Origin of the sequence: Pseudomonas fluorescens (genome assembly GCF_018614655.1) — a bacterium.
GTDB classification, from domain to species: Bacteria; Pseudomonadota; Gammaproteobacteria; order Pseudomonadales; family Pseudomonadaceae; genus Aquipseudomonas; species Aquipseudomonas fluorescens_BX.
Map to the genome: position 1 here is coordinate 218,194 of NZ_JAGGOG010000011.1, position 12,843 is coordinate 231,036.

Annotated in this window: 12 protein-coding genes; 3 read left to right on the forward strand and 9 right to left on the reverse strand. The window is 62.4% G+C overall.

Going from position 1 to position 12,843, the window contains the following annotated elements; translation table 11 throughout:
• Positions 1-514: 514 nt before the first annotated feature.
• Complete coding sequence (locus J7E41_RS11390) at positions 515-1,432, reverse strand: LysR substrate-binding domain-containing protein (RefSeq protein WP_214992863.1); 918 nt, start codon at positions 1,430-1,432, stop codon at positions 515-517.
• A gap of 159 nt (positions 1,433-1,591) precedes the next feature.
• Here J7E41_RS11390 and J7E41_RS11395 point away from each other — a divergent pair, with 159 nt between their 5' ends.
• Genes J7E41_RS11395 through scpB form a run of 3 tightly spaced genes read left to right on the forward strand, consistent with a single transcriptional unit; the run spans position 1,592 to position 4,911 of the window.
• Positions 1,592-2,896 carry an MFS transporter gene (locus J7E41_RS11395; RefSeq protein ID WP_214992866.1) on the forward strand — a complete coding sequence of 435 codons (1,305 nt, stop codon included), beginning with the start codon at positions 1,592-1,594 and terminating at the stop codon, positions 2,894-2,896.
• Between the two features lie 18 nt (positions 2,897-2,914).
• Complete coding sequence (locus J7E41_RS11400; RefSeq protein WP_214992869.1) at positions 2,915-4,129, forward strand: CaiB/BaiF CoA transferase family protein; 1,215 nt, start codon at positions 2,915-2,917, stop codon at positions 4,127-4,129.
• Positions 4,126-4,911, forward strand: a complete 786-nt coding sequence (scpB, locus tag J7E41_RS11405) for a methylmalonyl-CoA decarboxylase (RefSeq protein WP_214992872.1) — start codon at positions 4,126-4,128, stop codon at positions 4,909-4,911. Before J7E41_RS11400 ends, scpB begins: the two co-directional genes overlap by 4 nt.
• Before the next feature lie 119 nt (positions 4,912-5,030).
• Here the strand turns inward: scpB and J7E41_RS11410 are convergent, their stop codons facing one another.
• Genes J7E41_RS11410 through J7E41_RS11445 form a run of 8 tightly spaced genes read right to left on the reverse strand, consistent with a single transcriptional unit; the run spans position 5,031 to position 12,832 of the window.
• Complete coding sequence (locus J7E41_RS11410; protein WP_214992875.1) at positions 5,031-6,017, reverse strand: LysR family transcriptional regulator; 987 nt, start codon at positions 6,015-6,017, stop codon at positions 5,031-5,033.
• A 38-nt stretch (positions 6,018-6,055) separates the two neighbouring features.
• Positions 6,056-6,988: a peptidylprolyl isomerase gene (locus J7E41_RS11415; RefSeq protein ID WP_214992878.1), complete on the reverse strand. Its 933-nt coding sequence runs from the start codon at positions 6,986-6,988 to the stop codon at positions 6,056-6,058.
• Positions 6,985-7,455 (reverse strand): YbjN domain-containing protein, encoded by a 471-nt coding sequence (locus J7E41_RS11420; protein WP_214992880.1) that lies wholly within the window; start codon positions 7,453-7,455, stop codon positions 6,985-6,987. The genes J7E41_RS11415 and J7E41_RS11420 overlap by 4 nt, the downstream gene beginning before the upstream one ends.
• A 21-nt stretch (positions 7,456-7,476) precedes the next feature.
• Positions 7,477-8,112: a DNA repair protein gene (locus tag J7E41_RS11425; RefSeq protein WP_214992882.1), complete on the reverse strand. Its 636-nt coding sequence runs from the start codon at positions 8,110-8,112 to the stop codon at positions 7,477-7,479.
• Between the two features lie 18 nt (positions 8,113-8,130).
• Positions 8,131-9,831, reverse strand: a complete 1,701-nt coding sequence (locus J7E41_RS11430) for a putative porin (protein ID WP_214992884.1) — start codon at positions 9,829-9,831, stop codon at positions 8,131-8,133.
• Between the two features lie 41 nt (positions 9,832-9,872).
• Complete coding sequence (locus J7E41_RS11435) at positions 9,873-10,580, reverse strand: energy transducer TonB family protein (RefSeq protein WP_214992886.1); 708 nt, start codon at positions 10,578-10,580, stop codon at positions 9,873-9,875.
• 3 nt (positions 10,581-10,583) lie between these two features.
• Positions 10,584-11,009 (reverse strand): ExbD/TolR family protein, encoded by a 426-nt coding sequence (locus tag J7E41_RS11440; RefSeq protein WP_214992888.1) that lies wholly within the window; start codon positions 11,007-11,009, stop codon positions 10,584-10,586.
• Positions 11,010-11,020: 11 nt separating this feature from the next.
• A complete protein-coding gene (locus J7E41_RS11445) occupies positions 11,021-12,832 on the reverse strand; it encodes a DUF2341 domain-containing protein (protein WP_214992889.1) in 1,812 nt (603 codons plus the stop codon).
• Positions 12,833-12,843: the final 11 nt, after the last annotated feature.

Genomic DNA, 12,843 nt, shown 5'->3' on the forward strand with positions numbered 1-12,843 from the left:
ATGGCCGAGGGCGGCTAAACCGGCGTCCTGCCGGTTTACCCCCCAAATCAATATCGGATTCCGGCCAGCGTGGTTTAACGGGGCGCCTCAGATCAAGATCAAGATCAAAAGCAGATCAACAGCAAGATCAAGAGCACGCAGCCTCGCTGGCGCTCGACAGCTGCTACGCGAAGGTGTGAGGAGGAAACGCATACGCTTCAAAGAATAGGTCGGCTACTAGGCCGCCTCGCTTTTGCTCTGTTTTTGATCCTAGGCGCCCCGTTAAACCACGATGGCTGAACGTAGGCATTGGTCCGTGGGTAAACCGGCAGGACGCCGGTTTAGCCGCACTGGGCCAGGGATGGCCCATTGCGGCGGCCCACGGAGCAATGCCGAAGTGAGGGCATGCCGAGCCTAGGCGAGGCACCGAGTGGTGGGGCAAAGACCTTTTGGTTACTTTTGGGGCGTTTGCCAAAAGTGACCCGCTGTAAGAGCGGAACCATAAGCCGCCATCACCGCAGCAACGGATATGTACTCAATCCCCCCTAGCCCACCCCCGCTCCCCCTCAAACCCCTCAAACAACTCAAAAATCGTCTCCCTGACCTTCTCCACCGCATTACTCTGCACCCCCGTATCCGGCCAGCACAACGACAACTCCCGCGTAAACAACCGATGATCAATCCTCGCCAACTTAAGCCTGCGTTGCTCCAACTCCACGTGCGCCGCCGCCCAAGGCAACACCGTCACCCCCAACCTCGCCAACACCGCCGAAAACAACAAATCCGTAGAGTTCGCCTCAAACTCCACCTCAAACGGCAACCCCGCCTCTTGCATCGCCGCATCCACCCGACTGCGAATGGTGTTCGGCACACACGGCAACACCAGCGGCATCTTCGCCAACGCCTCAATACTCACCGGCCCATCCGGCAGCAAAAACTCCGGCCACGCCACCAAGTACAGAATTTCACTGAGCAACCGCCGCGACGCCAAACCACGGGTCTGCACCCCATCGACAATCACCGCCATCGCCACCCGCCCCACCGTGATCAACCCTCCCAGCTCAGCACTCGGCGCATCGATCAACTCCAGCTTGATCCCCGGATAACGACTGCGAATGGTCCGCGCCAAGGGAATCGCCAACATCCGCGCCGTACTCGACGGCATGCCCACCGACACCTTGCCCTGCGGATATTCAGCATCCTGACGCAGCAGTTCCCGAGTGCCATCGGCCTGGCGCAATAACTCAATGGCATGCCGATACAAGGTTTGCCCCGCGGCAGTGGGTACCACGCCATGCACACTGCGTTCGAGCAGTTGCATGTCCATGTCCCGCTCCAGATTGCGCATCTGCTGGCTGATGGCCGGTTGGGCGATGTGCAGGGCTTCGCTGGCGCGGGTGATGTTGGCGCACTCGACCACCTTGATGAAGTACCGCAGCTGGCGCAGGTCCATGGGCATCTCCTGAAAAAACCGACTCTATATAAAGATCCGATGGAACCAAAGGAATTTCATATTTGTGGCTTATGGGTCACGGGCATAGATTGATTTCACAATAAACGAAGCGCCTCGCCGCGCTTCTATAGGCCCGAGCAGGGTCAATGGGAGATCGTCATGTCCAAAGCGTTAACCGCATCGGCAACGAGCATAAAACCAATCAAGACCCCCCTGTCCCGCGAGCAGATTCGCGGCTTCTGGGCGGTGTACCTGGGCTGGGTCCTGGATGGCGTGGACTCGGTGATTTTTGCCCTGGTGTTGATTCCTGCCCTCACCGAGTTGCTGCCCAACTCGGGCCTCGCCCCTACTCCCGCCAACATCGCCATGTACGGTTCGATCATGTTTGGGTTGTTCCTGGTGGGTTGGGGGCTTTCATTCATCTGGGGACCGCTGGCGGACCGCTTCGGGCGGGTCAAGGTGCTGGCCGTGAGCATCCTGGTGTATTCGTTGTTTACCGGCGCGGCGGCGTTCTCCGACAACATCTGGCAGTTGGCGATTTTCCGCTTGATTGCCGGGATCGGCGTCGGTGGCGAATGGGCCCTGGCCGGTACGTATGTGGCCGAGAGTTGGCCGGAAGACCGACGCAAAATGGGTGCCGGGTATTTGCAGACCGGCTACTACCTGGGCTTTTTCATTGCCGCCTTGCTCAACTACACCGTCGGCGCCACCTATGGCTGGCGGGTGATGTTTTTGTGCGGGCTATTCCCGGCCGTCGTGGCGATCTATACCGCGTTGAAGGTCAAGGAGCCCCAGCAGATTCGCCAGGTAAAACCCGCCGCGACCACACGTGCTGCGTGGTGGGAAATCTTTGCCCCTGCATTTCGCCGTCGCACGTTGACCAGCTCGGCCCTGGTGGGGGTAGCCATCGTCGGGCTGTGGGCGGGCTCTGTGTATGAAGCCACCGCCGTGGTCACCCTGGCGACCCGCGCAGGCATCGACCATGTCGGTGCGGTACACCTGGCCTCGATTGGCGCGGCAGTGTTGTCGTTGAGCACCATCCTCGGCTGCCTCGTCGCACCGTGGCTGGCCGAACGGGTCGGCCGACGCAAGGCGCTGGGCATCTACTTTGCCGGTATGGCGGCCTCGATCGTCTTCGCCTTCGGCTGGGTGTTCTACCTGGATAACGGCCTGCACCTGTTCATGGTGTCGTTGCTGTTCCTCGGCTTTTTTGGCGGCAACTTCGCGATCTTTTCCCTGTGGTTGCCCGAACAGTACCCCACCCGGATTCGCGCCACCGCCTTTGCTTTCAATGCGTCAGTGGGGCGCTTCATCGGTGCCGGGGTCAACTTCCTGCTGGCCGCCGCGATTCATTGGTATGGCTCCATCGGCGCACCGATCGCCTGGACGGCGGCCGCCTTTGTGTTGGGCATATTGATCCTGCCGTTCGCCGTCGAAACCCGCCACCAGACATTGCCGCAATAACCCTGACTGGAGAAACCCATGCAAGCGTTGCAAGGCATCAAGATCATCGACCTGAGCCGCGCCCTCTCGGGACCGTTCTGCACCATGGTGCTGGCAGACCTGGGAGCTGATGTGATCAAGGTCGAGCCCGGCCCCGCCGGCGACATGAGCCGCACCTGGGGGCCGTTCGACCGGGGCGTCAGCACTTATTACCTGTCGTGCAATCGCAACAAGCGCGGCCTGTGCGTGGACTTTCGCTCCCCCCATGGCCTGGACACCCTCCAGCAACTGATCGACAACGCCGACGTGGTCATCGAGAACTTCAAGCCCGGCACCCTGGACAGCATGGGCCTGGGCTATGAAGTACTCAGCGCACGTAATCCACGACTGATCCTGGGCAGTATCAACGCCTTTGGCAGCGACGGACCCATGAGCAGTTGGCCGGGGTTCGATCAGATCGCCCAAGGCTATTCGGGCCTGATGAGCCTGACCGGTTTCAGCGACGGCGACCCGACCCGCACCGGCACCGCCATTGGTGACCTGACCTCGGGTATGTGGCTGGTGAGCGCAGTATTGGCGGCCCTGCTGGAGCGCGAACGCACCGGGCACGGCCAGCACGTCAACACCTCGTTGCTGGCCAGCCTGGTGGGCTTGCTCAGTGTCCATGGCCAGCGTTTCCTGAGCCTGGGGGATGTGCCGCGACGCACCGGCAACGCGCACTCGGTGATCGCCCCTTACGGGGTATTCCAGACCCTGGACGGGCCGCTGAACCTGGCGCCGATCACCTCCGCCATGTGGCGCCGCTTATGTACCTTGCTCGACCTTGCGCATCTGCCGGACGATCCACGTTTCGCCTGCAATGAAGCCCGGGTAGAACACCGGAATGAACTGAAAGCCATCCTCGAAAGCCGCCTGAAAACCCGCAGCAAACGGGAATGGACCGAACTGTTTATCGGCGCAGGATTGCCCGCTGGGCCGATCAATACCCTGGACGAAGTTTTCAATGACCCACAGGTGCTGCACAGCCAGTTGACCCAAACCCTCAGTCATCCCACCCTGGGTGCATTGCGCCAGGTGGTGACGCCGATTTTCAATAATGCAGGCGCCGTCCCAGGCCGCGAACAACGCCCACCGCCCCTGCTGGGCGAGCACAGCGTGGCGGTGCTGCAAGAGGCCGGCTTCGACCCTGCGTCGATCCAGGCCCTGCTCAAGGCCAACGTTCTCTACCAACACTCAACAGGAACCGCCCAATGACTTCCAACTACGTCACGGTCCAGATGCTCGAGCCGCGCATCGCCCGCCTGCTCTTCAGCAACCCCAGCCAGCGCAATGCCCTGAGCGCGCAACTGCTCAACGCTGTCGATGAAAGCTTGGCCGCCCTCGCCGAACAGCGTGTTGGCGTGGTGATCCTCGGCGCTGAAGTCGGCCAGTCAGTATGGAGCGCCGGTCACGACATCGGCGAACTGTCCCACGATCGCGACCCGGTGGCCTACGGCAAACCCCTGGAGCGCGTGCTGCGCAGGATCCGCGCCTACCCCGGCGTGGTTATCGCCGCCATCTCGGGCTCCGCGTGGGGCGGCGCCGTCGACCTGGCCATGAGCTGCGACCTGGTGGTCGCCGATCACAGCGCCAGCTTTGCCATGACCCCGGCCAATATCGGCCTGCCCTACACCACCAGCGGCCTGCTGCGGTTCTTCAACAACCTGCCGATCCATGTGCTCAAGGAAATGTTCTTCTGCGCACAAAAACTGGATGCACAACGGGCCGAGCGTTTTGGTGTGATCAATCGACTGGTGGCCACCGATGTCCTGGAATCCACCGCCCTGGAAATGGCCCAGGGCATTGCCGCCAAGGCGCCGCTGGCGATCCAGGCGGTGAAGGCGCAACTGCGGATTCTCGAAGACCTGCAACCGATGCCCGTGCAAGCCATGGAGCAGATTGCCGAGTTGCGGCGCCAGGCCTGTGAGAGCGCGGATTTTGGCGAGGGGTTGGCGGCGTTTGCGCAGCGGCGGCCGCCGGTGTTTGAAGGACGCTGATTTGTAGCCGCTGCCGAGGCACGAGGCTGCGATGCGTGTCCGCAGACCGCCCTCTTGGGGCGGCTTCGCCACCTATCGCAGCCTCGTGCCTCGGCAGCGGCTACACCTGTTCCACCCGATCAATCAAACCAGTCCCGCCTGCCCTCAAACGTACTGACGATCAACTCGACCATCATGTCCACCTCCTCCGGATGCCGCACGTCAGCATTCACCGCCATCCACACCCGACGCCGCATGTTCTCGGCCAGCAACCCGGGCAAGGCGATCAGCCCACGGTCGACGCAACTCATATAACGTGGCAACAAACCAATGCACGCACCGCAGCGAATCATTTCCAGCATCAGGGAATAGACGTGCACCCGCACCACGGCGGCCAGACGCTCGCGCACCAGGGTGTTCCAGGGCTGCAGGGCTTCGACCTGCTGGTCCGGCTGCCATTGCACCAACGTGTAGTCAGCCAAATCGTCGAGGCTGTCCGGGCGAGTCGTCAGCCGCGAGTAGCGTTTGGCGATATGCGGCAGGTAATTCAGACTCGCCAGGGCCCGTGGCGGCTGGGTCGCACAACCGGGGCCGGGCGTTGAGGCGTCCGTTGCCGATAGCCACAGCACCACATCGGCCTCCACGGATTGCAAGGCCAGCTCGCTGTCGATGGCGATAATCTCCAGCCGCACGCTCGCATTGCGCCGCAACAACGCAATCAGGTCGCGCCCGAGGATGTCATGCAGGATCGGCTCGGCCACCGCCAGGCGGATCAGCGGTTGCTCAATCACCGGCAGGCGCCACTCATGGGCCCTGGCAACCAGATGAGCCTGCAACTGCTGACCTTCACGACTGAGCAGTATCCCGTTGCCCTGATAGCTGAATAGCGTACGCCCAAAGTAGTTTTCCAGCTGTGCCAGGCGCTTGCGCAGCAAGGTCGCCTTGATATTGAGCCGGCGTGCCGCCTGCATGAAGCAGCCACAGCGGGCGCTGGTGAGAAAGTAACCGATCACTTCCGAATCGCTGTTGACGATCGTGGCGGTCTGGGCAAGCCAGGCGTTCCGCTGGTGACTGTGGGTGCGATACGGCGCGCCATCTTGGGGTACAGCGGGTTCCAGTAATACCATGGGGGACTCCCTGTCGTATGGGACTTTGCATCCGCTTTCTAGTCCAGAACCTTGTTCAGTTCGGCGCCATCAATGCTCAAGGTCGCGGTATTGAGCATGCCCTCCAGGTACGCCTTGGCGATCTGTTCCTGGCGCTGGGCGCGCAAGGCCTGGGTCAGGCGCTCGCGCAGGTCGTCGAGGCTGGCGGTACCCGCCGGCTGTTGCCCGGTGAGCTTGAGCACATGAAAGCCCGCCGCACTTTGTACTGCGTCCGACACCGCGCCGACTTTCAGCCGCGAGACAGCGCCCCGTACCTCAGGCACCAGTTGCTGCAACGGTTGCAAACCCGAATCGCCGCCGCGCGGGGCACTGTCGGCATCCTGGGAGTACTGCCCGGCCAGCGCGGCGAACTCCCCCGGTGCTGCCTGCGCCTGGCGGCTCAGTTCCTGGGCCTGGCGGCGCACCGCGTCGAGGCTTTGTGGGTCATTCACCGCGAGAAATATCTGACTGATCCGGTACAACGGCGGGGTCACCCACCCAGCCTTGCCACTGTCATAGGCTTGTTGCAGTTCTGCCTCGCTTGGGTAGTCGGCTGGAACCTGACTGACCGACAGCATGTAGTCGCGAAACACAATCTGCTCGGTGGCGGCGCGGGTTTGTTGCTCCACCTCCGGGCGCTGGCGCCAGCCCTGGGCGTCGGCCTGCTCCAGCACGGCCTTTTGCGCCAGTCGCGAGCGGATCCAGGTTTCCAGCGCGCCACGATTGCCCCGCAGTTGCTCGCGAGATTCCACCGGCAAGGTCGCCAGCAAGGCCTTGAGCTCCGCCAGCGCCACCTGTTGATTGCCCAGGCGGGCCACGGCGGGTCCATCATTGATGACAGGCGCCGGTTGCTGGGCAGCCACCGGATCACTGCCTGGGCGCAGGCTCAGCGTAACCGCTACCACCAGCAACACCAGTGCTCCAGCGCCGATCACCAGGGTTGGTTTTTTCACAGGGCCGGTGCCTCTTCACGGGTATCCACGGTCGGGGCGGCATCAGGCTGCGCGGCATTCTGGCTGTACTCACGCAGGTAGACGATGAACTCTTGCAGCAGCCGATCCCACAGTTCCAATTGACTGCGCAGATGACTGGCGCCGACGCCGGCCACCACCACGTCCATTTCCATCAGCAGGAATTCGCCCTGCAACGACAACCGCGCAAAACGCCGCGAGGCGTTCCACACGTGGGCCAGGCCTTCCGGCAACTGGCCCTGGACTCGCAGCGCGCAACTGTAGGTGAAGTCCATGTAGCTGCCCTGCTCTGCCGCCGGGTTGCCAAACCGCACGGCAAAGCCGATGCCCTGGCTGGCGCTGAGCAATTGCACAATGCCGTTCTGGTCGGTCTGGTTGACCCGGTATCCGGCTGCTTGCAGCAACTCGGTCAGGCCTTGGGGCGTCACGCTGGTGATCAATTCGCTCATGGTTTATCGCTTCCTGGTTGATCAGTGATTGACGACAGCCTGGGGCGCGTCAAAACGGCTCTGGTACAGCTGGTCGCCAAAGCCCTGGGCCAGTTCTTCGAACTTGACCCGTGCGCCGCTGGCGAACGGTTGGCGGATGCTCATGACCTCGGCCACGTCGATTTTTTCGTAGGCCGCCAACAGCTGCTGGGCCACGCCGTACATCTGTTGATTCTTGGCTGAACATTGCTGCACTTGTGCGTCACGTTCGCTCAATTGCACCTGCAACCGCGCGCGTTCGGTCTCTTTACCCTTGGCCAGCACCAGCAGTTCTTCATAGGCTTTCTTGAACTTGCCGGTCTGTTCATTGCTGGCCGCCACCTGCGCCTGGGCCTGGCTGTGCAGGCTCTGCTGCTGCCCCACCAGTTGCTCGGCCACACCTCGGGCCTTGTCCAGTTCGCCAGTCAATTGCTTGATCTGCGCCAGGGCCTGTTTGGCCTGGTTCTCGGCGGCGATGCGTGCGGCACTGGCCTGGGCCTGTTCGCTTTGCAAGGCCTGTAACTGCGCGGTGGTGCTGCGCAGTTGAGTCCGCAGGCGCTCCTCCATGCCTTCGGCAGAGGCACCGGTGGCGGCCAGGCTGCCAATCACCAATAACAGGCCGCAAATTCGCGTGTTCATGTGGTGTCTCCCTGCGCGTCAGAAGCGCGTGTTGAGTTCCAGTTGCATGACGTCGACTTCAAACGGTGCGCCATACACTTCGGAGGCGCTGAGCCAACGAGCACTGGCATAGATGTTCTTGTCGATGCCGTAGTTGCCACCAATGAAATAGCCCTTGGCGTTGGTGCCGCCGAGGTGGAATGAGGAGTCGTTGAAACCATCGGGCAAGGCGTCCGGCTGGATGTACTTGTAGCCCGCCAATACGTTCCAGTCGCCGGCCTTTTTCATCTCCAGCGCTCGGCCCAGGGTGAACTGCACCATCATGGCGTTGGCGCCACTTTCGAACTGGCCATCGCGGTTGATGTTGTTGACGATTTCGCCTTCGCTGCGTTTGAGCATCTCGCCCTTGTCGTAGGCCAGGTTGTGAATGAAGTTGGTCTGGCTGCGCAGCTTGAAGTCATTCGCCAGCTCACTGTCCCAGACCAGGTTGAGGTCAAGCACGTCGAACTTGGAGGCCAGGCCCACGTACTGCGGCTGCGGGGTCAGGCCAGGGGTGGCCGGGTTGGCGCTGATGTTGCGCAGCAGGAACACGCTGTTGCCCTTTTGCATGAAGGCCGAGCGCGAGCCATCGCTGTCGCAGCTCGGCTGCCCGGCCCACGGTGCACAAGGGCTGGAGCGCTGGCCTTCGATACTGTCGAAACGGTAGTAGGCCAATGCGCCCTTGAGGCTGTTCGTGTTGTTGATCTTCCAGTTAGCGCCGATCTGGCCACCGAACAGCCATTTGTTGTCGCTGTCTTCCTTGTCCAGGCCATTATTGCTAGCGGTGTCGGAGCTGTATTCCACCGGGAACGCACCGAGGGTGCCGAACACGTCCCAGTCGCTGCTGAGCGTGTGATTGAAGAGCGCCGCCACACCGTCGAAGTTGAGGTCGTTGGAATACATCATGTCGGTGGAGAAGAACGGGTTGGCGAACCGCCCACCGGTCAGGGTCAGGTCGTGGGTGGCCTTCCAGGTCAGGTAGCCCTGGTCGAGCCAGATGTCCTTTTTGCCAAACCCGCCACCGAGGGCCTGAGTGGTCGACACCGGGTTGTTGTCGGAGCCGGTGCCGATGCGAATGCCGGCGGTCCAGTCCGGCGCCACCACCGCTTTCATGCCCAGCCGCGCCCGCAGGCGCATGCTGTTGGAGCGGTCCTCGCGGGTGTTGAGCAAGGGCGGCAGCCGGCTGTTGGTGTCCTTGTTGACGTCGTAAGGGCCCGAGTCGTTGAGCTTGGCGTAGTCGACAATCTCATTGCTGTTGTTGCCGGAGAAGTAGCGCGATTCGTCCCGCAGGCGGATATCGCCATCGAAGCTGATGCGCGAGACCCAATCGGGAAAGGTATTGGGCTGGGCCCAGTTTTCCTGTTTGGCGGTGGCCATGACTTCGGCCTTGACCTGATCGCGAATCTGATCGCGTACCGCGGCCGGCACGTACTGCACCCGCACATCCCCCGGGGCCGTCGCCGGACCTGCCGCAACCGCCGTGGCGGTGCTGGCCTGGTGGGCTTGCTGGGCTTCCTTTTCGGCCTGGGCGATAAGACCGTCGGCCTGTTCCTGCTTGAGCACACCCTGCTGCACCAGCAGGCGGATCAGGTTGATCGTGGCGTTTTCCGAGGGCGCGGCAGGCGCTGCCGTCGCCTGGCCGACCAGGGTCGCAATGACCATGCCGACCGCCAGGGTCAATCGATTCACATGGGAAATCATCTGCACACAACTCCTGTAGAGAACTGCAAAAAAGGGTTCGATCAATCCGGTCGCCGACCCTTGAGGGACAGGCGTACCGGCAGGGTCAGAGAGGCCGGTGTCCGTTCTTTCAGGCGTGGCGTGGCCCGCAGTGCGGCCACTACCTGGGTGTCGGTGTCGGCATCGCCGCTGGATTTGGCCAGCTCCACGCGCGTCACCTCGCCGTCCGCGCTCAGCCACAGGTCGGCCTGCACCGCGTAGGCCTTCTTGCGCAACTCCGGGTCTTCACGCAGCAGGCGCTGGAACACTCCCGCCAGGTATTGCTTGAACGTACCGGTGCCAAGGCCACCGCCACCGGAACCTGCCATGCCGCCGCCTTTGCCCGCGCCGATGTTGAAACCGTCGGTGCCGGACTGGGCATCGCCGTCGATCTGCATCGGGTTGGCCAGGTCGTCAGCCGGAGACGGTGGGGCCTCTTGCTCGGGCTTGACCTCCTCGGGGGCAGGCGTGGGTTCCGGTTCGGGGATCTTCTCTTCCACCTTGGGCTCGGGCTCCCTGGGCTTTTCCGGTGGCGGTGGTGGCGGCGGTGGCAACGGGATAATCATCGGCACCTTGGGCGCCTCGCGGCGCACACCGCTCATGTCATTGGCCCATTGCCAGAGAAACCAGGCGGCCACGGCCCCCAGCAGCAGGCCTGCGCCCCACTTCAGCAGGCGCAACAGCGGCGTGTTCTTCACCGGTGCAGGCGGGATCGGCATCTGTGCAGTCATCACTCAGCCCTGGCTCGGTTTGCCGGTGACCAGCCCGACCTGCGACAGCTCCAGACGCCGCAGCAAGTCGAGCACCTCGATCACCTTCTGGTACTGCACCATCGCGTCGCCGCGCACGATGACCGGGAAGTCCGGGTTCTGCGCTTTTTCGATACGCAAGCGCTCTTCCAGCTCACCGAGGGTCACCGGGTAGGCATCGAGGAACACCTGGCCGCCGTCATTCACCGAAATGGCCTTGGTTTTGGCCTCGGACAACGACACCGAGGCGCTGGCCTTGGGCAGGTGGATCTGAATGCCCGAGACCTGGGCGGTGGCGGTGAGGATGAACATCACCAGCACCACCATCAGCACATCCACCAGGGGCGTAATGTTGATGCTGTCGACGGCGACATCATCGTCATCGTCGTGGGAAGCATTCACGGAAGCCATGCTGATTCTCCTCAGGCCGGAACGGTGACATGATGGCTGCGCTGATGCGCTGCTTCACTGGACTGGCTCTCGCCGTGCATCTCCGCCAGGCGGGTGATGAACTCGTCCACGAACACACGCATGTCGGCACTGACTTCCTTGTTGCGGGTAATCAGGCGGTTGTAGCCAAACAGCGCGGGGATTGCGACGAACAGCCCCATGGCCGTGGCCAGCAAGGCCGCCGCCATGCCTGGGGCGATGGCGTTGATGTTCACGTCACCGGCCATGGCCGTGCCGAGGAACACCACCATGATCCCCAACACCGTCCCGAGCAGGCCGATGTAAGGCCCGCCGGCAATCGCGTTGGACAGGGTTGAGAGTTTGGAACTCAGTTGCTGGTTCTCACGGGTGCGCACACCGTCCATGGAACAGCGGATGGCTTCGATGGTGGCCGCCGAGACCGACGAGGTGTCAGCGCCCTGGGCGCGACGGGTACGGATCTCCTTGACCGCCACCAGGTACAGGCGCCACAGCGAAGAATGGTGCAGGCGTTGCGCCAATGGCTGGTCGTCGGCGAACATTTCCAGGCGTGTACCGATCTGCGCGAACTGCTCGCGAAACAGCTCGTTGGCACGGCTGACCTGGCCGACCATGCGGTTCTTGCGGTACATGATGATCCACGACTGAAACATCATCGCCACCAGCACCAGGATGATCACCCAGGCGTCCACCGGCACGGCCTTGAGCAAGAAACCCAGGCTGCCGAAGCCGAAACCTGACTGTTCTTCATCGACGCCATAGACCACCAGTTTCGACTCGGCGCCCTGGGCGCTGGCATCGGCCAGCAACAGGCTGGCCGGACGCGCGACCTTGGACAGGCGTAGCTCATCCATGGCGCCGGTGAACGGCAAGTAAGGGCTCGCAGGTGCACCGGCTACCGCTGGCAGGTCGGCGCCAATCGCCATTTGTGAGTTGAACGCCGGTATCGCCGCCGCGAGGCTCGCGGTTTCACGGCCATTGACGTAGAGCGTGACTTTTTCGCCCTCGACGGTGAACGCCAGGTGCTGCCATTGCCCGGGATTCAATGGCTGGGTCGAGACCGCCCGCTGACCGTCGACTTCCACAAACGGCATGCCCTCGTTCAAGCCCAGCAACAGACTCTGGGTGCCTTCGCGGCGAACCAGCACCATTTGCTCGCCACTGGCCTGGTCCAGGCGCAACCAGACGCTAAAGGTAAAGGCCCCGCCGGCGTTGTGTTGCAACGATGGGCTGGCCGGTAACAGCAACGGTTGGCCGCTGAACTGCAACGCACGGCCGATCACCCCGTCGATACTGGCGCCGGTGGCGTTCAGCGCGGTATTGCCATAGGCCGTGGTGTCCCGTGGCGGCATGCCGTTGGTACCGTCGAAATGGTAGAGCGCGGTGTAGTTCGGGTCGAAGGTCAACTGGCCGTTGGCCGTGGCCGTCGCCTTCTGGTTGCCGTAGTACATCCACAGATCCTGGCGCTGGGCGCCTTCCACCTTGGGCACATCGACCCAGATCAATGCCATGCCCATCAATGGGTCAAAACTTTCGATCTGGTGGTTGAGCACGGTCTTGTCATCGGCACTGACAAAGCGCAGGTCGGAACCGTCGTCCTTGACCCCATCGAAGGTGAAGTTACCCGTGTGCAGACGCACCAGCAGCGCGGTACGGCCCAGTGCCTGGCTGATCGCCGCACCTTGGGCGGTGGTGTCCACCGAGATCTGTTTGCGGTAGTGCCAATCGTCCTGCCACCAGGCATGGGCGGTGGCCGGGAGTGCGAAACCCAGGCAGATCAACAGGCTCAGAAATAGGCGTTGCATGTGAAGGGATC